Genomic DNA, 21,987 nt, shown 5'->3' with positions numbered 1-21,987 from the left:
ACACTGAGGCACGGGACTCCCCCCTCCCAGCCTCACTTTCTGACCGCATAGCCAAACATTGCAACATCTGCCGACGCCCAGGAACTGGGTGGGTGGCAAAACCTGCGGTATTCATCTGCCCGGATGAAGCGGTCTCGTTGACCACAAATACCAGTTGGGGAAACGAGGTCGTGGCGTTAGCTACCGCGACAGAGCGCATCTCTGGGCGATCACCATGAGCATAAGAAGATGCCATCACGAAGGGGGACCCGATTCAGTTTCAGGCTTCTCCAATCGCTAAACGTGTTTCTTTCAACGTCATTTACGTGGGCAGTCAACCATGACACTTAATGATTATAATTAGTATGCCAACGTAATCCGATATATTCCCTGAGAGGGAATATGATCAATAGAACCACTATCAATTTAACTACAAATAAAAAAGCCGGAGATATACTCCGGCTTTCGCATTTCATTCGAAAACACTCAGAAAGATTACTCTTCTTTCACCACAATCAGCGGCTCGATATCGCTCTCTTTTTTAATCACCAGCGACTCATCGCCGCGCAAGCAGGTACCGCCGTAGTTACCGCCTACGGTGAAGGTACAAACCTGAATATATTTACCGGCAACGTTTGGCAAACACCAAAGCTGCTGATAAATGTTCTTCTGCTCGGCAAACTTACCGCTGGTCTTATCGAGCAGCTCTTCCTCGTGACTCACCAGATCGATGTTGCTGCCACAACGTCCTGCAATAGGTTTCACCGCATAACCGGTTTGCGCCAGCTCTTCATTAACAGTGAAATCAGTATCAAGCAGGTAGCGGTGATGCGGGAAAAGCTGCCAGAGGATCGGCAAAATCGCTTTGTTGCCAGGGATCACCGTCCACAGAGGTTCGAAAACCAGCACTTCCGGGCGCAGAAGCACGTCGATTAAACGTACTTCCTGGTTCGTATGCCCGGTACGAATTGGCACCGCGGCGTACTCCGTTTCACTGACCTCTCGCACCTGCTCAATCGCAGTTTCCCACGCCCAGGTTTTCCAGACGCAGTTCACCAGACGACCATCACCGTCAATCAGTTGACCAGCGTCGTCCCAGCGCAATTCATCCAGGCCACGCAGGATTTTGCTTTCAAACCCGCCCTGGTGCAGCGCCTGCTGCATAAACTGCGCGTGGTAGTTTTCCTCTATATCCTTGTCCTGCATGATGTGGACAAAAGGACGTGCGCGGCTGTGCTTCCAGGCACCGGCAAGTTCGTTGATCAACCCTTCTGCGGGGTTGTGTCCCTGCCCTGTGTAGCCCCGCTCAGCCCATCTTTCGAGGATCAAACCGGCTTCGGTATGGCACGATGCGGAATCGGCGTTGTACTCATACACCTTCAGTCCGCGCTCATCCATACAGAAATCCATACGACCAGTGATCATATGATGCCGACGACGCTGCCAGGAAAGGCGCAGGCGCGGCCAGAGAATTTTCGGGATGTCGAACAGCGCCAGCAGGTTATCGTCTTTCAGCACTTTATCGGTGGCGTGCAAATACATCAGATGCAGTTCGTTGGTCGCCTTAATCAGCTCCTGTTCCGCACTCTCGGTAATGGTGAAATACTGATGCGGATCCTGGTTAATGACGTGACCGTTCGCCAGCACGTAGGCTTTTTGCAGCGGATCCTGTTCATCCAGCCACTTACCGTCAAACTGCCCGGTGTCTTCCAGACGCGCACCGCCAATCTTCAGAGAGTCGTTGTCGATCTCCGGCTGCGGCAAGCTGTCGCGGGTATCGTCAGTTTGGATCATCCAGCCAAGGATTGTGGTGTCATCAAAGGTATCGCGCAGGGTATAGCGGCCATTTTCAACCACCATCTCCAGCTCGCGGGTCCATTGCTGTCCGGGAGGCAGCGGCGTGTGGAGCACGTTCTGTTCAGCAATGCGGATTTTGTTTTCCAGCAACTGGGTGACGACCGCCACGTGCCCGGTATCTTTGAACTCACCGCCTTTTTGCCAGATAAGCAGAGCGCCTGCTACCGGCGCGCGAGGTGAACCATTGGGGAATGCTTGTAACGGCAGGATATTGTCGTTCACCACTTCGCGCAAGAAGCGCAAGGAGAAGATCTCCCAGGCCATGCCGACATCGGTAAAGACCATGCCATAATTGAGAAACAGAAAGCGGCGCGCGAACTCTACGCACTGCCATTTGTGGCCCATATATTCGTCGTCGATATAGCTGCGAAACGCCGCATCATCGTCGTAATCCCGTGGGTCAAGGGAGCTGTAATCTGAAGAGTAGATTGCTACGCCGCCCGGGGCGTAGCCCAATAATGTCCCGAACGGGGCATCCTGACTGGTCGTTCCTTTGCTCATGCACCTTACCTCAAAACAATACAGCCTGAGCAGGTTGGCGTGAATTTTCGCTCTGATTGCCTGCTCTGCGACACTAACCGGACAGAGGTCGACATCATCATACACCTCAACGCAGCGGCTGGCGCTCAGAGGCGAAAAATTCGCAGCAGGAACTACGCTCGGGTAAGGATAACCGGCACGCTTTTATACGCCGGAGTCAGGCTTTCTGTGTCAACTACATCGAGTGACAGCAGCACATTTGCTTCCGGCAGATACGCGCCAATAGAGCCCGCAGCCATATCGTAAATGACCACCGTTAGCCCGTGCATCATACGATCCACACACGGCTTACCGTTGTCGTCCAGTGCTTGCACGTTGACAACATCGCCCTGAGTCAGCCCACGGACCGTTGCTTCCTTGGCGCTTAAAAACACCACATCACGACGACCGGTAATACCACGGTAGCGATCGTTCATGCCATAAATGGTGGTGTTGTACTGATCGTGACTACGCAGCGTGGCCAGCACCAGCGCATCAGCAGGCTGGTTTTCACGTTCGATTGCGCGCTGACGGCTGACGACAAAGTTGGCTTTAGCGTTCGCCGTGCGCCATTCACGGCGCGAAGCAGGCGTATCCATACGAAACCCGCCGGGCTCTCCAATGCGCGCATTGTAATCGTGAAACGTCGGGATCACGGATTCAATGGCATCACGAATCAGCGCGTAGTTACCGGTTAACGCTTCCCAGTTTACTGGCGAGTGGGGAAGCGTGGCGCGGGCCAGCCCCGCCACAATTGCGGGCTCTGATTTTAGCCAGCGGGAAGCCGGTTTCAGCGCGCCGCAGGACGCGTGTACCATCGACATGGAGTCTTCGACGGTCACCGACTGAATCCCCGTCGCCTGAATGTCGCGCTCCGTTCGACCTAATGCAGGTAGCAGGTAGTTATCCTTTGCCAGCAGCAAATGCGATCTGTTCAGTTTGGTCGCAACATGGACCTGCAGATCCAGGTTTTTCATCGCCGCAAAGGTACGCTGCGGCTGCGGCATTGCCACCGCCAGATTTCCGCCCATACAGATGAGCGCTTTCGCGTCTCCCCGTTCGATGGCCCGAATACTCTCCACGCTGGAGCGCCCATGTTTGCGCGGAACACGGATAGAAAAATGCGTCTCAAGGCGTTGCAGGAAGTCTTCAGATGCCGCTTCGTTAATCCCTACAGAACGGTCTCCCTGCACGTTTGAATGGCCGCGCAACGGGCAAATCCCTGCCCCAGGCTTACCCATATTGCCTTTCAGCAGCAGCAGGTTCACCAGTTGCTGGACGTTCTCGGTACCGTTTTTATGCTGGGTGATACCCAGACCATAACAAATAATGGTCGCGCGCGATTTGTTATAGCTGTGCGCCAGGTCTTCCATCTGACTGCGCGTCAGACCAGAATCCTGTTCCAGTTCTGCCCAGTTATGCTGGCGTAAATCGTCATACAGCGCTGTGTATCCAGCGGTGTGTTCATCGATAAATGCATGATCGAGCGTCGGCAGTTGATCGAGTAAGATCCGCGCTTCATCCATTTCGATCAGCGCCTTCATGATGCCTTTCAGCAGCGATGCGTCACCGCCTATTTTGACCTGGTAGTAATCGTTGCTGAGTTCCGTCGCCTGACCACTAAACATCTCTTTCATATTTTGCGGGAAGCTAAAACGCTCAAGTCCCCGCTCGGTCAGCGGGTTGATGGAGATAATTTTGGCCCCGCGCCTTGCGACATCGCGTAACGTAGTGAGCATGCGGGGATGGTTGGTTCCTGGATTATGCCCGATGCAAATCACCAGCTCACAATGGTCAAAATCATCAAGCTCCACGGTCCCTTTCCCAAGGCCGATGGCCCGTGTCAGCCCGGCACTGGTTGGGCCGTGGCACATGTTTGAACAATCCGGGAAGTTGCTGCTGCCATATTCGCGCGCAAACAGTTGATACAAGAACGCTGCTTCATTTGAGGTTCTGCCGGAGGTATAAAACTCCACCTGCTGCGCAGAGTCATAGCTGCGCAGACGCTCGCCGATTTCCTGAAACGCAACGTCCCACGCCACGACCTGCCAGGTATCCGTCACGGCATCGTATTTCATCGGGTGCGTCAAACGGCCTATATTTTCCAGTTCATAATCGCTGTATTGCCATAACGCCGAAACCGGATGGCGGCTAAAAAACGCGGGTGAGGCCTTCTTGCTGGTGGTTTCCCAGGACACGGCCTTCACGCCGTTTTCACACAGTTCCATCGGCGCACGATGCCCTGGGTCAGGCCACGCACACCCCGGGCAGTCGAATCCCTTCACCTGGTTCATTTTGAACATCGCGATAATGTCGCGCGCGACGGCCTTTTGCGAAAACACCGAAGCAGTGACGGCTTTTACCGCGCCCCACCCACCCGCCGGGCCCTGATAACCGCTTACTCCTGGAATACCCTTTTTCATTGTTACTGCTTTTTCACCGCCAATAATTGATGGTGAGTACGGTAGCAATTTCCGTCCAACATTGATTTCCTCTTCATGGAGTACGGCCTGTGTACAATGAACGGGTTAGATTTATCTTCCCCTTTCAGCACAAAACGGCATAAAGTCCCAATCTGTTAAATTGAGTTCTACCTGGCTGCTACACTGCATCAACACAACCACTCAGAAGGCAGGTCACTATGTCAGACAATACTTATCAGCCCGCGAAAGTCTGGACGTGGGATAAATCTAACGGCGGCGCATTCGCCAACATCAACCGTCCGGTTTCCGGTGCCACCCACGAGAAAACACTGCCTGTCGGCAAGCATCCGCTACAGCTTTATTCGCTGGGTACACCAAACGGACAGAAAGTGACGATTATGCTGGAAGAGCTGCTGGCGCAGGGCGTGACGGGCGTGGAATACGATGCCTGGATTATCCGCATTGGCGATGGCGATCAGTTCTCCAGCGGCTTTGTTGAAGTGAACCCGAACTCGAAGATCCCGGCACTGCGCGACTATTCGCAAAACCCGCCGGTACGTGTATTTGAGTCTGGCTCCATTCTTCTCTATCTGGCGGAAAAGTATGGTTATTTTCTGCCGCAGGATTTACCTAAACGCACCGAAACCCTCAACTGGTTATTCTGGCTACAGGGCGCTGCCCCGTTCCTCGGCGGCGGCTTTGGCCACTTTTACAACTATGCACCAGTGAAGATTGAGTACGCGATCAACCGCTTCACCATGGAAGCCAAGCGTTTACTCGACGTGCTGGATAAGCAACTGGCGCAGCATCAGTTTGTCGCAGGAGATGAATATACCATTGCTGATATGGCCGTCTGGCCGTGGTTTGGCAATGTGGTGCTGGGTAATGTCTACGACGCGGCAGAATTCCTTGATGCGGGAAGCTACAAGCACGCTCAACGTTGGGCAAAAGAGGTAGCAGAGCGTCCAGCGGTGAAGCGTGGGCGGATTGTGAACCGCACTAACGGGCCGCTGAACGAACAGCTTCATGAACGCCATGACGCCCGCGACTTCGATACCCATACCGAAGATAAACGTCAGGGTTAAAATAAGATGCCGGGTGGTGGCGTAAACGCCGTCCGGCATTTTTAGGCTTATCACGCGTTGGTGACGTCGTACTCCATGCGGCGTAACGCGTCTAACGTGGCTTTGGCTTCATCTTCATCGATGATACTCATGGCGAACCCTACGTGCACCAGTACCCATTGCCCAACCAGCTCAGCTGTATCGCCTTCACAAATCAAGGCAATGTTGACATCGCGCTTGATACCGCATACTTCAACCTGCGCAAGCTGGTGAATATCTTCACCGACGGTCAGAACCTGACCCGGGACTCCAATACACATATCTGACTCCGCCCCATAGCAACCTATGGGCTATTCGACTTCAATACTTTTCACTTTCAGTGAATCGCCGCTTTCAACCCGCAAACGATCGCCCTGGCAACGTGGACACTGCGCGTCATGCTGGTTGATTTCCACAACCTGACTGCAATCCCAGCACCAGGCCTGGGCGGGTTTGTATTCAATGTGCAACTCACATCCCTGCGCGACCGTGCCCTGACAGACGATGTCAAAACTGAAACGTACGGCGCTCTCCTCAACACAGGAGAGCGCGCCAATTTCCAGCCAAACGCCGGTAACACGTTTAACATCGTGTTGCTCTGCCTGCTGCTGAATAATCTCAACCGCGCTCTGGCAAAGCGACAACTCATGCATTTTCACAACTCCGACGACCCAGCAGCAGCGCGCGGCGATTTAGCTGCGGCGCATTGGGATCGCTAACCGGCAGTGATAACAACATTTTTGCGCAATCGTCGGTCAGGCGGACACCATCTTGTGCCGACATGCTGTGCGAAAGCGGCGACATCAGCGAACAGGACAAGTATTGCGATACACCATCCAGTTCACCAACGGTAAATGTCATCTCGCCATACGGTAAGCGCAGCCCAATTTTCTCGCTAACTTTACGCACAGGCCAGACCTGGTCTGGCCCCGGGAAAATCAATGCGCTCAGCATCCAGGGTGTGATCACACACCCCGTCCACTGACCTTCAAACAGCGTAAAATCAGAGACATATACCGGCATGTTCGGATGTAAGAACGAGAGATCGTGCATCGAACGGTGGGCTACCTCTTCAAACGCTGCCTGAATCTGCGCTTTTGGAGCCGTCTGAAAGCCTAAAAACTCCTCAGACATGGGCCGCCTCCCGAGGGATGGCTTCCACACCCGATTCCCGCAGCGCAGCGAGAACCTGCTCAAGCGCAGGTTCAATCATGGCTTCAACCGTCGGCGTTAGCCCGATATGCGGCTCCAGCGATTCCGGAATAACGCCGACCAGGGTCAGTTTCTTCGGAAACTCGCCGGTGAAACGCAGGGCCGACAATACGTCGGCCAGGCCAAGCTGGTGCGGAGAGATTTTGTTGGTAAACAGCGCCGGGATCTCTTCGTCCCGTAGGACCATCATCGTTCCTGGCGTGTTTTTTCTCGACACAATGGCGTCAGCAATGATCAGATGATCTCTGTTCGCCATATCGCCGAGAAGCTCCATCCCTGCCGTACCACCGTCCAGAACGTCAACATAGTCTGGCAGGATGTACCGTTGCTCTAATGCCTCAACGATACGTACTCCGATGGCTTCGTCGGTCAGCAAAATATTGCCAACCCCTAAAACTAATATCCGCATTACAGAACCTTAACTGAGACGACTTCGTTCCCGTCAACGTCCACCACATGCACCGCACATGACATACAAGGATCGAAGGAGTGAATGGTACGCACCACTTCCAGCGGTTTGTTCGGATCGGCGATCGGAGTCCCTACCAGTGAACGCTCATACGGTCCCACTTCATCGTTAAAGTTACGTGGGCCAGAGTTCCAGGTTGACGGTACAACCGCCTGATAGTTACTGATAATGCCGTCTTTAATCACCATCCAGTGAGAAAGCATACCGCGCGGCGCTTCGAGGAAGCCTACACCTTTGAATTCGCCGGTGGCCGGAATATTCGGTTTCACGAAGGTGGTGTGGTCGCCTTTACCGATGTTCACGATCAACGCGTTGTACTGATCCTGCAGAACGTTCTGCAGTTCACAGCAGTGAACGGTACGACCAATGATACGGCCCAGCGTCGAATGCAGCTGCGCAACTTCGATGGTTTTACCGGTCAGCTTGGTGTAAATCGCAATGATTTCATTCAGCTTGGCATGGGTAGACTCGCGTTTTGCCGCCAGTTTACACAGCATATTAGCCAGCGGGCCCACTTCCACCGTTTTGCCGTAGAAGGTTGGCGCTTTAACCCAGGAGTATTTGCCATCGTCTGACCAGCCGGTGTAATCCGGAACCGTTGTACCTTCCCACGGTGCCTGCGGCGCTTCGTCTTTGTACCATGCGTGTTTCGCACTCTCCTGAATCCCTTTGATCAGGTATTCATCAGAGTGAGAGGTGATCGGACGATAGGTCGACAGATCTGCATCCGTGATGTAACCACCCGGGAACAGGAAGCTGCCATTTTTGCCGTCAGTCGGGAATTCCGGTGCGCTCAGGTAGTTAACCGCACCCTGGCCACGTTCCAGCCATTCAGGGTAGAACGCTGCAATAACCGCGGTATCGACCTTATAAACCTGCTCAACAAAATCGCTCAGCTTATCGATGAAGGATTTGATGTACATCAGGCGCTCAAGGTTCAGCACACCAAGACCGTCGAGGTTAATTGGGTTTGCGACCCCACCTACTGCCAGGTTTTGAATGTGCGGTGTTTTACCGCCCAGCAGCGCCACGACGCGGTTAGCATCACGCTGGCATTCCAGCGCCTGCAGGTAGTGCGCGACTGCAATCAGGTTCACTTCCGGTGGCAGTTGCATTGCCGGGTGTCCCCAGCAACCGTTAGCAAAAATACCTAACTGACCGCTGGCAACCAGGTCTTTGATCTTGTTTTGAACCTTGGTGAACTCTTCCGCGCTGTTCAGGTGCCAGGTCGACACGCCGTTCAGCATCGCCGAGGCTTTCGCCGGATCGGCTTTCAGTGCGGAAGTGATATCCACCCAGTCCAGCGCAGAAAGCTGATAGAAGTGAACGATATGGTCATGCGTAGTATGCGCTGCCAGAATGATGTTACGGATGTACTGTGCGTTCACCGGCACATCAATGTTCAGTGCGCTTTCTGCCGCACGCACAGAAGAGATAGCGTGCGTCGTGGTACAAACACCACAAATACGCTGCACAATCATCCACGCATCACGCGGATCGCGATTCTTCACGATCTCTTCCATGCCGCGCCACATGGTGCCGGAAGCCCATGCTTTTGATACCACGCCATTTTCGATTTCGCAGTCGATACGTAAGTGACCCTCAATACGGGTTACCGGATCAATAGTAATTCTCTGGCTCATGCTTTGCTCGCCTCATGACGATTTTGATCGTTTTGTTTTAAAGGAGGAAGTATCGGCAGTAGACGAATGAGTACGATGTATGCACAAATCTCAATAGCCACAAAACCAATAGAAATCAACAGTTCTTCCCAGGTCGGGAAGTAGTGGTAGCCACCACCAGGATTGAACGCCACCAGCGAATAAGACAGACGCCATGTTGCACAACCCAGCAATGCGCTCAGCGCAGACAGATACAGCATGCGCGAGTCATTACGCAGCTTCGTGATACGCAGTACCACCAGCGGGAAGACCATCAGCACGACCTCAAGCCAGAACATGGCTGAGTAGAAATCGCCTGCAAACGCATACGACAGCTTGTCCCGATAGATCAGTTCACCAAAGCGAAGAACGACGAAGATCGCCAGCAAGACGCTAATCGTATTTGTCAGCTTGATGAACAAACTTTTCTCGTCCGGCCCATTACCTTTCAGGCCGCTTTGTACCAACGAACCTTCAAATATCACGATCGAGAAGCCCATAATGAAGGCAGTCAGTACCGAGAACAGCGGCAGCATTTCATAGGCTTGCCAGAGTGGATGGACCTTATTACCGGCAGAAATCATCAATGAACCCATTGAAGACTGGTGCATCGTCGGCAGCAGCGCGCCGAGAGCAATAATAAAGAACATCACTTTGTTCAAACGCTTGAGGGAAACTTTCCACCCCAGACGTTCAAACAAGGCCGGCGCAAATTCCAGCGCCATGATGCCGATATAGATGGTCATACAGACCGCCGTTTCAAACAGCACCGAGTTCACGTTGAAGTGGCCCGGGATGTAGAAATACGGCAGGTTCCAGTAACGACCTACGTCGATGGTGATCGACAGTCCACCCAGAGAATAACCAAACAGGCTCGCCAGCAAAGCAGGACGCACCAGTGGGTGATATTCCCCTTTGTTAAAGACATAGACGGCCCAGGCCAGCGCCCAGCCGCCACAGGCGAAACCGGTACCAATCAACAGGTCAAACGCGATCCACACGCCCCAAGGGAAACCGCCGTTCAGATCGGAGACTGAACCCAATCCGAATACCAGACGCTTCACGATGAGGATCATGCACAGGATGATAAGCGGCCCAAAAATAATGACCGGTTTGCTGACTATTTTTCCGCCCAGCGGTTTAGGATCATGACTCATGATCGTCTCCTCCGTCGTGATGGTCGTTTTTCGTGTTACGACGAACCAGCACGGTTAAACCCGCCAGCACAGCCAATGGCAGCATCATGCCTTTATACAGGGTGTGTTGAACATGCTCAGAACGCGCACCGGTTGACAGATCAGCCAGCTGTGGGAGATCCAGATTTTCATAAGGAACACCCGTCAGTACCAATACCTGCGTACCGCCGCCTTCTTTCTCGCCGTACAAGTGCGGATAGTATTTCGGCACCGTATGCAGATAGGTATCACCGGCTTTCACCGTCTGACGCGGATAGTGGTATTCGCTGCCAGGCTTCAGTGCCAGACGTTTTTTCGCCTCAGCCATCAGCTCTTCACGCGTACCAAAAATCACCGCACCTGCAGGACATACTTCAACACAGCCCGGTAAACCACCTTTATCGAGACGTTCAACACCTTTCTGGTTACACAGCTCGCACTTATGGAGCGCACCAAATGGGTTGTTGTAGTCGTATTTAGGCACGTTGTACGGGCAGGCGACCATGCAGTAACGGCAACCGGTACAGACATCTTTGTCATAATGGACGATGCCGGTTTTCGGATCTTTCTTCAGCGCGGAAACCGGACAAACAGAGACACAGTTAGGATCGACACAGTGCATGCACTGTTTCTTAATGTATGCGTAGCCGTTCTCTTCCTGATCTTTGTTAACACCTGTTCCGCTCCGCCACACCTGAATGATGTTATTGGTGTACGGTGACAGTTTGTCGTTGTTCGACCAGGTTTCGGGTCCTTCAGGATTACGTGCCGGGAAGTTGATGTCCTGGCACTTGGTGACACAGGCCTGACAGCCAACGCACAGCGTCGAGTCATATAACATCCCAAGAGACCCTGGGATCGGCGGACGGTTTTCTGCAGCCGCATGGCTGACAGACGGCGCAGCGCCCAACAGCAATGCTCCGCCAGAAGCTGCTTTAATAAAGTTACGTCTGTTCACGGTTATTCTCCCCGTGAGTCAGCGTTATCTTTCTTTTGCTGACGTCCCAGTTCACGTACCGCCATCACGCTGACGCCGGCAACCAGTCCGACTACGCCACCCAGCAGCCCAACAGCCCCAGCAGAAATGTTGCCGCCTTCTTTCATGTTGACATCCGGCTTCTCTGAACGCGGAGTTTGGTTTTCCACAGAAGCAAGCTGGTGAATACCTTTATGGAAACCAACGCCTTCTTCGTTACAGCCGTAGCAAGGGTGACCGATCGCCACTGGCCACACGCCGCCAACATCGCAGAACTGCAAGGTCGAGCAGTTACCGTAGGTTTCTGGTCCTTTACAGCCCAAATGGTAGAGGCACCAGCCTTCACGGTGGCCTTCATCGCCGAACTCTTTAGCAAAACGGCCAGCATCAAAGTGCGGACGGCGTTCGCAATGTTCGTGAATCAAACGGCCATAGGCAAATGTCGGACGGTTTTTCGCATCCAGCTTCGGCGGCTTACCGTAGGTGATGATATGTGCGACAGTCGCGAGGAAGTTATGCGGGTTCGGCGGACAGCCCGGGATATTGATGATGGTTTTGCCTGGCAGAACTTCCTGCAAGCCGACGGCACCCGTTGGGTTAACGCCAGCAGCGGCAACACCACCCCACGCGGCACACGAGCCGATAGCAATGATTGCTGCAGCGCCTTCGGCCGCCTTGCGGATATGATCCACAATGGGCTCACCGGCGACCATGCAGTAAATACCATTATCTTTCAGTGGGATGGAACCATCGACAACCAGAACATACTGCCCTTTATACTTCTCCAGAGCGTTATGTTTGTTCTCTTCGACCTGGTGGCCGAAGGCGGCGGAAAGCACCTCATGGTATTCCAGAGAGATGGTCTCCAGGACGAGGTTTTCCACTGTGGGGTGTGTCGCACGAAGTAGCGATTCAGTACATCCCGTACACTCCTGAGCACCAATCCAGATAACCGGTGGGCGCTGAGGGCGGGATACTGACTCCGCCATTTCTGCGGCGGCTTTGCTACTGAGCCCCATGGTAGCGGCCAATGCTGCACAAAGCTTCATGAAATCACGGCGGTTAATGCCGTTCGAATTGATGAGAGGGTTATCTCCAGTCATTTTATTGTTATTCCGTTGCGAAGACCTGGCTTTTATTTTGCACCATTCGCATGTTGCTTATTGCGATCGGCGCGCCATTACCACACTTTTTATATGGTTATGTGCATTATAATACTTCGGCAGGGCAACAAAACGAAGGTGTAGGTCAATAGTGTAATTAATTAAAGCAAGATAATACCCCTTTCGGATCAAGCTTCGAGCCGATAGCCGGCCATGAAAAAGCGAATTGTTGTACTGGACTGGTTCTCTTTGAAGAAATCCATCACCATTTCTTTATCCAGCCCGTAACGACGCGTCAGGATCCCTGCTTCCCACGCACTGAGTTGCCGATCGCCCGTTCTTTCAAACATCCGATGTGAAAAACCCAGCACAAAGCCGCGCTTATAATCAGCACAAAAATTCGCCACTGTCCGTGCACTGTCCGCACTTGATGCATTTAATCCGGCCATCAGGCCCTTACCAAAATGGTTGTCCATGCATAACCTCCAATCGCTATATGATAAATTATATAGCGATTTTTTAAGCAAAGACCAGAGGTTTCACGCACTTTTTTGTGCCAGATTAAAAGGCCACCCATTCATCCGTTTTAGATGTTTTAGGCGCTACGCTTTCTTCGGCGGGTAAAACGGTGTTGGTTGAGGCGTGCTGAGCGTCGTTTGCGGAAAGCCGAAACTGTTGAACCGCACGCTGTAGATCTTCGGTTTGCCGCTCCAGAGCCACTGCTGCTGCCGACACCTGCTCTACCAGCGCGGCGTTCTGTTGGGTCACGCTGTCCATTTGCGTGATCGCCACACTCACTTGCGAGATCCCTTTATTCTGCTCTTCAGAGGCGGAAGCGATTTGCTTCATTATCGCCGTCACTTCGGTTGCACCACGCAGAATAGCGTCCATCGTCAATCCGGTTTCCTTGACCAGACGCGCCCCCTGATCGACACGGCGCGCCGATTCGCCAATCAATGTCTCAATCTCTTTCGCCGCTCCTGCGCTGCGGCTGGCAAGATTACGCACCTCACCAGCAACCACGGCAAAACCACGCCCCTGCTCACCCGCTCTGGCGGCTTCGACGGCGGCATTGAGGGCCAGAATGTTGGTCTGGAACGCAATACTGTTAATGACCGAGGTAATTTCGGCGATCTGTTTAGAGCTGGCCGCAATCCCGTCCATGGTATCGACCACTTGCGAAACCAGCGTGCTGCCTTTGCCTGCCGTTTCTGATGCCGTATCGGCAAGCTGGCTGGCTTCGCGCGCATTTTCGGCGTTTAGTTTTACCGTGGCGGTGAGCTGCTCCATGCTGGCCGCAGTCTCTTCCAACGCTGCGGCCTGCTCTTCAGTACGCGAAGAGAGATCGTTATTACCGCTGGAAATCTCCGTTGCGCCACGCCAGATGTTGTCGCTGCCTGAGCGAATCGTACTCACAGCTTCACGCAGGCTGTCCTGCATCGCGCTGAGTAAAGGCACCAACTGGCCCACACAGTTACGGCCAAATTCTTCAATCGGGTGACTGAGGTCGCCGTGGGCAATCTGGCGGAACTGCTGGCGAATACGTGCCAGCGGTTTCACCATCATTGACACGAGGTAGCGGTCGGTAAAGATAAGGATGGCGATACCGAGAATAACGGCGGAGATAATTAAGGTGCGAATAATTGACGTTTTGCCATCAACCATAATTCGTGTCGCATCCAGTCGCTCACCAGCGGTGGTATTAAACCTCTCGGCGCTGGCACCAAATTCACGGCTCAGCGCAGGTGTAACGGTACTTGCATGCTCTGACCAGGCAGTGAGCGATCCCTGTTGCGCCAGCTGCATTTGTGGGATTACACCTTTATCCAGCAGCGCTTGCCACTTAGTCAGCACCGCTGCGGCAATTTCAGGATCCATCGGTCCCGGAGACAGTGTTTTCATCTGCTGGAGTTTTTTACTCATCCCCTCCAGCGATTGTTGCGCAGGGCCAAAGTCAGGCGTTCCGCCGCCAATTTTGACATCCACTGCGCGACTTAAGCGCGTTACGAAGCGAAAGTACTGATCGTTCCCCTGGCTGAGGACCGTCATCTGCTGCACGAGATGGCGGTCAATATCATTTCCTTCTGATATTTTGGATAACGAATGGAGACTGAATAACCCCACGCCCGACCAAAGCAGGCAAAATAGTCCCAGTATTGCCAGCATGACAATACGAATAGTGAAGTTTTTCAGCAAACGCATAGTAGTTTCCTTGCCGTAGAAGAGGATTTCGCCATCAGGCGAGACTTATCCTTGTTATCGGCAGGTCACGAAGAAGATATAATGTGTTCTTTATTTTTTTACTTTTTTAAGTGCGTCTGATAACCCTTCAGGTTATAACGATATGAATGCTAATGAAATTAGGTAGCATTATTATTCAGATATTCTGTCTAACACATTAAACAATATTTTGTTTTCTAACGTAAATATTTATCAAACCATGAGATAGTGCGCTCCCAGGCTAAATCAGCGGCAGCTTTATCATAACGAGGAGTCGAATCATTGTGAAAACCATGATTAACGCCGGGATAGATATACGCCTCAAACACTTTCTTATTGGCCTTGAGAGCGGTTTCATACGCCGGCCAGCCTTCATTAATGCGCGTATCCAGTGCAGCATAATGCAATAACAAAGGCGCATTTATTTTAGGGACATCTGACGCGGGAACCTGGCGTCCATAAAAAGGCACCGCACAGGCCAGTTCAGGATAAGCAACGGCTGCTGCATTCGAGACACCACCACCGTAGCAAAACCCGGTAATACCGACCTTTCCTGTCGCATCGGGATAACGCTGCATATAGTCAATCGCGGCAAAAAAATCGTTCATTAACTTGATGGGATCTATCTGCTGCTGCAGCTCCCGGCCTTTATCATCATTACCCGGATAGCCGCCTACCGAACTTAACCCATCCGGCGCGAGCGCCAGATATCCCGCCTTTGCCACCCGCCGCGCGACATCCTCAATGTAGGGATTCAACCCACGATTCTCGTGCACAACAACCACAGCAGGAATTTTCCCCGTCACCTTTACCGGCTTTACCAGATAACCGCGCACATCACCATGGCCGTCAGGTGATGGGTAGGTTATGTACTCCGCCAGAATGTCGGGATCGGTAAATTCCACCTGCGTTGCCAGAGCATAGTTCGGCTTTAACAGATTAAATAACACCAGCGCCGTCATGCTGCCAACGGCATATTTGCCCGCCAGGTTGAGAAATTCTCGTTTCGATATTTTGCCATGCGCGTAATAGTCGTAGTAATCGAGCAACTCTTGCGGAAAGTCTTTTGCAGTTAAACGCGGCATTGGCCCACTCCAAAATGATGTTTTTTTAAGCAAAGCACAGCGGCCTATTTTTGCCCAGTTTTTCATCCCAATGTGACCTGTGAACGGGATAATCATCGCGAAACAGCTAGAATAGAAACGTCGTTTCGAAATTCACCTGCACTAAGGAGATCTCATGGCCTGGTTTGCCAATCCTGAACGTTATGAGCAGATGCTCTATCGCTACTGTGGTCGCAGCGGTTTGCGTTTACCCGCACTGTCGCTGGGTTTATGGCACAGTTTTGGACACGTTCAAGCACTGGATTCACAGCGTGCCCTGCTGCGCAAAGCATTTGATTTAGGCATCACGCATTTTGATTTAGCCAATAACTACGGGCCGCCGCCGGGAAGCGCAGAAGAGAACTTTGGCAGATTACTGCGCGAGGATTTCGCGCAGTACCGTGACGAGTTAATCATCTCCACCAAAGCAGGCTATGACATGTGGCCGGGACCCTACGGCTCTGGCGGTTCGCGCAAGTATTTGCTCGCAAGCCTCGACCAGAGCCTGCAACGCATGGGGCTCGACTACGTTGATATTTTCTATTCTCACCGCGTTGACGAAAGCACGCCAATGGAAGAGACCGCCGCAGCGCTGGCACACGCCGTGCAAAGTGGCAAAGCCCTGTATGTCGGTATTTCATCCTATTCCCCGGAGCGCACGCAAAAAATGGCTGAACTGCTGCGGGAATGGAAAATTCCGCTGCTGATCCACCAACCGTCCTACAACCTGCTTAACCGTTGGGTCGACAGCAGTGGCCTGCTGGATACGCTGGACTCGAACGGCATTGGCTGTATCGCCTTCACCCCGCTGGCGCAAGGATTGCTGACTGGGAAATACCTGAACGGTATTCCGGAAGGATCACGCATGCAGCGCGAAGGGAAAAAAGCCCGTGGTCTGACAGAGAATATGCTGACAGAAGAGAATATTAGCAGCCTGCGCCTGCTTAACGAAATGGCGCAACGGCGCGGACAGTCGATGGCGCAAATGGCGTTGAGCTGGTTACTCAAAGATGACCGCGTGACGTCAGTATTAATCGGCGCCAGCCGCCCCGAGCAGCTGGAAGAAAACGTTCAGGCGTTGAATAATCTGACGTTCAGCGCCGAAGAACTGGCGCAGATTGATAAACACGTCGCCGACGGCAAGCTCAATTTGTGGCAGGCTTCATCAGACAAGTAGCAGCCTGAACAGTGTGCCGGGACGACGTTGTCGGACCGGCTTTAATCGTTTCATGTTTATCAGTGCAGAAAATAAGTCACACACCTCAAACCTCTTCCGCGTTGATTGATGGACGCTGGAACTCCGGCCAGACCAACGCAACGAGTGCAGGATAGGCTTCAAGACTGAACTCCCTGAAGCATTGACGTAAATTGAGCACGTCCAGATCGGCGTGCGGGACTTTCTCTCCGCTCAGGCAGCGTTTTTTGATGTTGTCATAATATTTGTACACCGCCGAGTTAAGATCGCTGCAGCGCCGCTGCGCATCAAATAATCCCGGCGTTTCATTTAACTCCACCATGGTCATCCGCTTTATTGTCGAGTGGATAAAATCGATATATTCATGATTAACGCGCCAATACCATACCGGGGTAATCGAATTCATCAGTGCTGAAAAATGATCTTCCCCCTCTTCTTTGCTCAGTGTTTCCAGCTTGGGGGCAGAGGCAAACCCTTCATTAGCTCGATTTTTATTTGCACCACGCATGAGTAAAAGAACCCCGCAGGTAAGCAATAGCAGGGTAATAACAGAATAAAATATACTGTTCATATACAGGCTCCATTTTTTTTGATTTTAAAATTACCCCATGCTATTGTCAACGCAGCCTGTCTTATTAAAAAAACTCACCTCACTGGCAGCAAAGGATATTTCAACATGCTTCCCGAGCATCTTGTTCCCTCTCGTTTTCATTTATCTACATCCCAGACCAATACTGACACGGCAGAAAATAGTGAAAGTTTGGCTCAGGGAACGGTAAACTTAAGCGATTACGAAGCGGATATTTTAATTAGTGCCTCTGCTACCGGCCAGGCACGAAACATGTTATTTGAAGAGTGCGACCGTCACTTAAAAGAACGTCTTTTTAGCGCAGCAAAAATTGAATCGTTCACCCGCCTGCTAAATTCGTTACAAGCCGAAGGTGACATTAACGCACAAGAATTAAGTAAAATTCTGGCTAAAAACACCGCATTAATAAATGAGCAGGGCAATAAAATTTGGCTTAATTTAATTACGCGTGAAACCAGCGCTCCCATTTTTTATTCTCTGGAAGAAAAATAAAATGAAAGATGTTGAGGATAACAACGTTTATTTGGCTTTAGACAACCATAAAAGTGATGAATTTGTCTTAAAGCAGAATCTGGATATCTTGATTGCCAATAAGAACGCCACATTGGAAAGCGTGGCCCAGGAGACGGTATCAATACCCGCTGCGCTGGTACGCATGAAGTGGCAAAATCGCCATGAAATTTATGCCCTGCAGGCTAAAGAAGAGATCTACGGCGCCACGATTGAGGCTATCATTGCCCAACAGCCAGAATTGCGGGACAAAATCATGGCCCGTCTGGAAAGCACCTACCAGCATATACTCGCGCGAGAAACCGCCACATTGCGCCTGACGCGTAAGCTATCAGAAGGAAGCTATACAGCGACCAAGGTCACTACCGTCGCGCTGGATGAGACGAAATAAGGGAGTGGAGAAAGAGTCAGAAACAGGAGGCCGGGTAAGGCAAAAACCCTCACCCGGCAGCAGAGATTACTTCGCTTTCACGGTCTCTTCACCGACCAAACCAATCTTCAGGAAACCTGCCTGGTGCAGCGTATCCATCACTTTCATCATGGTTTCATAGTCGACAGTTTTATCGGCACGGAAGAAGATAGTCGTGTCTTTCTTGCCTTCCGTCAGCGCGTTTAGCGCGTTAATCATGGTTTCATCGGTCACCTGCTCGTTGCCGATAAACATGGTGTTATCCGCTTTTACTGACAGGTAAACCGGTTTTTCAGGACGCGGTTGCGGCGTGCTGGTCGATGCGGGGAGATTCACCTTCACATCCACCGTTGCCAGCGGCGCGGCCACCATAAAGATGATCAACAAAACCAACATAACATCGATAAACGGCGTCACGTTGATGTCGTGCATTTCACCGTTATCGTCCAGATTTTCGTTAAAACTCATTGCCATGGAACATTACCCTACACGTAATTTCTGCGCAGCGCGTACCGGATGTGCCGCAGCGCTTGCGCTCAGATCCAGATCACGGCTTTGCAATAACAGTACCTGTGCGGCGACATCACCCAACATTGCTTTATAGCTGCCAATCTGACGGGCGAAGATGTTGTAGATTACAACAGCGGGAATGGCCGCAACCAGACCAATCGCGGTGGCTAACAGCGCTTCTGCAATCCCCGGCGCAACCACGGCCAGGTTAGTCGTTTGAGTTTGTGCAATACCGATGAAGCTATTCATGATGCCCCATACCGTACCGAACAGACCCACAAATGGAGAGATAGCCCCAATGGTTGCCAGGTATCCGTTACCACGGCCCATATGACGGCCTACAGCTGCGACACGACGTTCCAGGCGGAACCCGGTACGCTCTTTAATCCCTTCGTTGTCATCGCTGCCTTCTGACAGTTCCAGCTCGTTCTGCGCTTCGTTAATTAACAGTGCGCCCAGGCTTTTGGTATCGAATCCAGCGGCAATTTCACTGGCCTGATCTAAAGAGCGGGCTTCAGCCAGCTGTTGCTGTTCGCGCTTAAGGCGGCGCTTCTGCGTAAAGAACTCAAGGCTCTTACTAAAGAAGATAGCCCAGGTGACCACGGACGCCAAAATCAGCCCAATCATCACGCACTTAACCACGATATCGGCGTGCTGATACATACCCCAGACGGAAAGGTCCGTCTGCATCAAATTATTACCCACTCTGTATCTCCAGGACGCAAATCACAAAATCTGAGCGTAATGATATCAAAACGACGTCGAATTGATAGTCGTTCTCATTACTATTTACATAGTGCCGCACCTTTGGTTTCTTTTCCTTGCGCTTACGCAGTAAAAAAGTCAGCAGACACATTTTGGGACTATTTTCTACTTTATGACCCTTCAGCAGGATGCGTCCCCCTGGATTCATGCTAGTTTAGACATCTAGACGTATAAAAATAGGAAACCAACATGGCAGACAAGCATCTTGAGACCACACTCGTTCATGCAGGACGCAGTAAAAAGTACACGCTAGGTTCCGTCAACAGCGTGATCCAGCGCGCCTCTTCGCTGGTGTTTGACACCGTAGAGGCCAAAAAGCAGGCCGCGCACAATCGTGCTAACGGAGCGCTTTTCTACGGACGTCGCGGAACCCTGACGCATTTCTCCCTACAGGAAGCAATGTGCGAGCTAGAAGGCGGCGCGGGATGTGCCCTGTTTCCCTGCGGCGCAGCAGCCGTTGCCAACACGATTCTGGCTTTTGTTGAACAAGGCGACCACGTGCTGATGACCAACACGGCCTATGAACCCAGCCAGGATTTTTGCACCAAGATTCTCGGCAAGCTCGGCGTGAGTACCGGTTGGTTCGACCCGTTAGTGGGCGCCGATATTGTGAAGCACATTCAGCCCAACACCAAAGTGGTATTTCTGGAATCTCCCGGCTCCGTCACCATGGAAGTGCATGATGTTCCGGCGATTGTAGCCGCCGTCAGAAGCGTAGCGCCGGACGCTATCATCATGATCGATAACACCTGGGCTGCCGGGGTGCTGTTCAATGCGCTGGATTTTGGAATCGACATCTCAATTCAGGCCGGGACCAAATATCTGATTGGCCACTCCGACGCAATGGTCGGTACGGCAGTGTCGAATGCCCGCTGCTGGGATCAACTACGCGAAAACGCTTATTTAATGGGGCAAATGCTGGACGCAGATACTGCCTATATGACCAGCCGCGGTCTACGTACTCTGAGTGTTCGCCTGCGTCAACATCACGAAAGCAGCCTGAAAGTTGCAGAGTGGCTGGCCAGCCATCCGCAGGTCGCCCGCGTCAATCACCCTGCGCTTCCCGGCAGCAAAGGACACGAATTCTGGAAACGTGATTTTACCGGGAGCAGCGGCCTGTTCTCGTTTGTGTTGAATAAAAAGCTGAATAATGAAGAGCTGTCGGCGTATCTGGATCACTTCAATCTGTTCAGTATGGCCTACTCCTGGGGCGGCTTTGAATCACTGATTCTGGCCAATCAGCCCGAACACATTGCCGCAATCCGCCCTGAAGGCAAAGTGGACTTCAGCGGAACACTTATCCGTTTACACATCGGTTTAGAAAATGTTGACGATCTGATTGCGGATTTAGCCGCCGGATTCGCCCGAATCGAGTAACATTGCCGCAGTTGGACATATATGCAGACACTTCTGGTGGAAAAGTCTGCAATTGTTGCGTCCGGGATCAAGGCATCCCGGACAATTCAGGAGTACAATCCACGCATAAACGCTGTTCCACAGGAAAGTCCATGGTAGTCATTCAAGATATTATCTCCGCGCTCTGGCAACACGATTTTGCCGCGCTGGCAGATCCGCACGTTGTAAGCGTGGTGTACTTCGTGATGTTTGCCACACTGTTTTTAGAAAATGGCCTGCTGCCTGCTTCCTTTTTACCCGGAGACAGCCTGCTGTTACTGGCCGGGGCACTGATCGCGCAGGACGTGATGAGCTTTATCCCGACGATTGCTATTCTGACGGCAGCAGCCAGTCTCGGCTGTTGGCTGAGCTATATTCAGGGACGCTGGCTGGGCAACACGCGAACGGTAAAAGGATGGCTGGCGCAATTGCCTGAAAAATATCATCAGCGTGCCACCTGTATGTTTGACCAACACGGTCTGATGGCGTTGCTCGCTGGACGCTTCCTGGCATTTGTTCGCACCTTGCTGCCTACAATGGCGGGGATTTCAGGTCTGCCCAATCGCCGGTTCCAGTTCTTTAACTGGCTGAGCGGTCTGCTGTGGGTTACCGTCGTCACCAGCTTTGGCTATGCGCTCAGCATGATCCCGTTCGTTAAACGCCATGAAGATCAGGTGATGACCTTCCTGATGATCCTGCCACTCGCCCTGCTAACCGCAGGCCTGTTAGGCACGTTGTTCGTGGTGATTAAAAAAAAATGCTGTAGCGCCTGAGCAGTAACCGTAGGCCGGGTAAAACTACCCGGCATTTTCGC

Annotated in this window: 22 protein-coding genes; 6 read left to right on the top strand and 16 right to left on the bottom strand. The window is 52.2% G+C overall.

Annotated elements, in window-relative coordinates:
- Positions 1 to 474 precede the first annotated feature (474 nt).
- Both gss and E4Z61_RS20700 read right to left on the bottom strand, forming a co-directional pair.
- On the bottom strand, positions 475 to 2,337 hold the full coding sequence (gss, locus tag E4Z61_RS20705) for a bifunctional glutathionylspermidine amidase/synthase (protein WP_135324351.1): 1,863 nt from the start codon (positions 2,335 to 2,337) through the stop codon (positions 475 to 477).
- A 152-nt stretch (positions 2,338 to 2,489) separates the two neighbouring features.
- Entirely contained in the window at positions 2,490 to 4,778 is a 2,289-nt protein-coding gene (locus E4Z61_RS20700; RefSeq protein WP_135324350.1) for an FdhF/YdeP family oxidoreductase, read from the bottom strand.
- Positions 4,779 to 4,996: 218 nt separating this feature from the next.
- Between E4Z61_RS20700 and yghU the strand changes: the two genes are divergently transcribed.
- Positions 4,997 to 5,863 carry a glutathione-dependent disulfide-bond oxidoreductase gene (gene yghU / locus E4Z61_RS20695; RefSeq protein ID WP_135324349.1) on the top strand — a complete coding sequence of 289 codons (867 nt, stop codon included), beginning with the start codon at positions 4,997 to 4,999 and terminating at the stop codon, positions 5,861 to 5,863.
- A 50-nt stretch (positions 5,864 to 5,913) separates the two neighbouring features.
- Here the strand turns inward: yghU and hybG are convergent, their stop codons facing one another.
- The 11 genes from hybG to yghX form a co-directional block, all read right to left on the bottom strand.
- Positions 5,914 to 6,162, bottom strand: coding sequence for a hydrogenase maturation factor HybG (gene hybG, locus E4Z61_RS20690; RefSeq protein ID WP_135324348.1), 249 nt, complete (start codon positions 6,160 to 6,162; stop codon positions 5,914 to 5,916).
- A gap of 30 nt (positions 6,163 to 6,192) precedes the next feature.
- The gene (gene hypA / locus E4Z61_RS20685) at positions 6,193 to 6,534 is read right to left on the bottom strand and encodes a hydrogenase maturation nickel metallochaperone HypA (protein ID WP_135324347.1); all 342 of its coding nucleotides are present in this window, start codon (positions 6,532 to 6,534) and stop codon (positions 6,193 to 6,195) included.
- Positions 6,527 to 7,015: a hydrogenase-2 assembly chaperone gene (gene hybE / locus E4Z61_RS20680; protein ID WP_135324346.1), complete on the bottom strand. Its 489-nt coding sequence runs from the start codon at positions 7,013 to 7,015 to the stop codon at positions 6,527 to 6,529. Before hybE ends, hypA begins: the two co-directional genes overlap by 8 nt.
- Positions 7,008 to 7,502 carry a HyaD/HybD family hydrogenase maturation endopeptidase gene (locus tag E4Z61_RS20675; RefSeq protein WP_135324345.1) on the bottom strand — a complete coding sequence of 165 codons (495 nt, stop codon included), beginning with the start codon at positions 7,500 to 7,502 and terminating at the stop codon, positions 7,008 to 7,010. Before E4Z61_RS20675 ends, hybE begins: the two co-directional genes overlap by 8 nt.
- Positions 7,502 to 9,205 (bottom strand): hydrogenase 2 large subunit, encoded by a 1,704-nt coding sequence (gene hybC / locus E4Z61_RS20670; RefSeq protein WP_135324344.1) that lies wholly within the window; start codon positions 9,203 to 9,205, stop codon positions 7,502 to 7,504. The genes E4Z61_RS20675 and hybC overlap by 1 nt, the downstream gene beginning before the upstream one ends.
- Complete coding sequence (gene hybB, locus E4Z61_RS20665; protein WP_135324343.1) at positions 9,202 to 10,380, bottom strand: Ni/Fe-hydrogenase cytochrome b subunit; 1,179 nt, start codon at positions 10,378 to 10,380, stop codon at positions 9,202 to 9,204. The genes hybC and hybB overlap by 4 nt, the downstream gene beginning before the upstream one ends.
- The gene (gene hybA / locus E4Z61_RS20660; RefSeq protein ID WP_135324342.1) at positions 10,370 to 11,356 is read right to left on the bottom strand and encodes a hydrogenase 2 operon protein HybA; all 987 of its coding nucleotides are present in this window, start codon (positions 11,354 to 11,356) and stop codon (positions 10,370 to 10,372) included. The genes hybB and hybA overlap by 11 nt, the downstream gene beginning before the upstream one ends.
- A gap of 2 nt (positions 11,357 to 11,358) precedes the next feature.
- Positions 11,359 to 12,477 (bottom strand): hydrogenase 2 small subunit, encoded by a 1,119-nt coding sequence (hybO, locus tag E4Z61_RS20655; RefSeq protein ID WP_135324341.1) that lies wholly within the window; start codon positions 12,475 to 12,477, stop codon positions 11,359 to 11,361.
- A gap of 188 nt (positions 12,478 to 12,665) precedes the next feature.
- The gene (locus E4Z61_RS20650; protein WP_096755675.1) at positions 12,666 to 12,953 is read right to left on the bottom strand and encodes a DUF2623 family protein; all 288 of its coding nucleotides are present in this window, start codon (positions 12,951 to 12,953) and stop codon (positions 12,666 to 12,668) included.
- A gap of 85 nt (positions 12,954 to 13,038) precedes the next feature.
- Positions 13,039 to 14,679, bottom strand: a complete 1,641-nt coding sequence (locus E4Z61_RS20645) for a methyl-accepting chemotaxis protein (protein ID WP_135324340.1) — start codon at positions 14,677 to 14,679, stop codon at positions 13,039 to 13,041.
- 215 nt (positions 14,680 to 14,894) lie between these two features.
- Positions 14,895 to 15,782 (bottom strand): YghX family hydrolase, encoded by an 888-nt coding sequence (yghX, locus tag E4Z61_RS20640; RefSeq protein ID WP_135324974.1) that lies wholly within the window; start codon positions 15,780 to 15,782, stop codon positions 14,895 to 14,897.
- A 154-nt stretch (positions 15,783 to 15,936) separates the two neighbouring features.
- Between yghX and E4Z61_RS20635 the strand changes: the two genes are divergently transcribed.
- Entirely contained in the window at positions 15,937 to 16,977 is a 1,041-nt protein-coding gene (locus E4Z61_RS20635; protein ID WP_135324339.1) for an aldo/keto reductase, read from the top strand.
- Positions 16,978 to 17,062: 85 nt separating this feature from the next.
- On the opposite strand, the gene E4Z61_RS20630 is transcribed toward E4Z61_RS20635, so the two are convergent.
- Positions 17,063 to 17,566 (bottom strand): ESA_00282 family adhesion-associated protein, encoded by a 504-nt coding sequence (locus tag E4Z61_RS20630; RefSeq protein WP_135324338.1) that lies wholly within the window; start codon positions 17,564 to 17,566, stop codon positions 17,063 to 17,065.
- 105 nt (positions 17,567 to 17,671) lie between these two features.
- Here E4Z61_RS20630 and E4Z61_RS20625 point away from each other — a divergent pair, with 105 nt between their 5' ends.
- Complete coding sequence (locus E4Z61_RS20625) at positions 17,672 to 18,076, top strand: hypothetical protein (RefSeq protein WP_135324973.1); 405 nt, start codon at positions 17,672 to 17,674, stop codon at positions 18,074 to 18,076.
- Between the two features lies 1 nt (position 18,077).
- Positions 18,078 to 18,485 carry a cytoplasmic protein gene (locus tag E4Z61_RS20620; protein ID WP_135324337.1) on the top strand — a complete coding sequence of 136 codons (408 nt, stop codon included), beginning with the start codon at positions 18,078 to 18,080 and terminating at the stop codon, positions 18,483 to 18,485.
- 66 nt (positions 18,486 to 18,551) lie between these two features.
- Here the strand turns inward: E4Z61_RS20620 and exbD are convergent, their stop codons facing one another.
- Both exbD and exbB read right to left on the bottom strand, forming a co-directional pair.
- Complete coding sequence (exbD, locus tag E4Z61_RS20615) at positions 18,552 to 18,977, bottom strand: TonB system transport protein ExbD (RefSeq protein ID WP_135324336.1); 426 nt, start codon at positions 18,975 to 18,977, stop codon at positions 18,552 to 18,554.
- Between the two features lie 6 nt (positions 18,978 to 18,983).
- Positions 18,984 to 19,718 (bottom strand): tol-pal system-associated acyl-CoA thioesterase, encoded by a 735-nt coding sequence (gene exbB, locus E4Z61_RS20610; RefSeq protein ID WP_135324335.1) that lies wholly within the window; start codon positions 19,716 to 19,718, stop codon positions 18,984 to 18,986.
- Positions 19,719 to 19,967: 249 nt separating this feature from the next.
- On the opposite strand from exbB, the gene metC reads away from it, so the two are divergent.
- Both metC and yghB read left to right on the top strand, forming a co-directional pair.
- The gene (gene metC, locus E4Z61_RS20605) at positions 19,968 to 21,155 is read left to right on the top strand and encodes a cystathionine beta-lyase (protein WP_135324334.1); all 1,188 of its coding nucleotides are present in this window, start codon (positions 19,968 to 19,970) and stop codon (positions 21,153 to 21,155) included.
- 131 nt (positions 21,156 to 21,286) lie between these two features.
- The gene (gene yghB, locus E4Z61_RS20600) at positions 21,287 to 21,946 is read left to right on the top strand and encodes a DedA family general envelope maintenance protein YghB (RefSeq protein WP_135324333.1); all 660 of its coding nucleotides are present in this window, start codon (positions 21,287 to 21,289) and stop codon (positions 21,944 to 21,946) included.
- Positions 21,947 to 21,987: the final 41 nt, after the last annotated feature.

Origin of the sequence: Citrobacter tructae, from assembly GCF_004684345.1 — a bacterium.
Taxonomy (GTDB): Bacteria; Pseudomonadota; Gammaproteobacteria; order Enterobacterales; family Enterobacteriaceae; genus Citrobacter; species Citrobacter tructae.
This window is presented reverse-complemented; position numbering and strand designations above follow the sequence as displayed.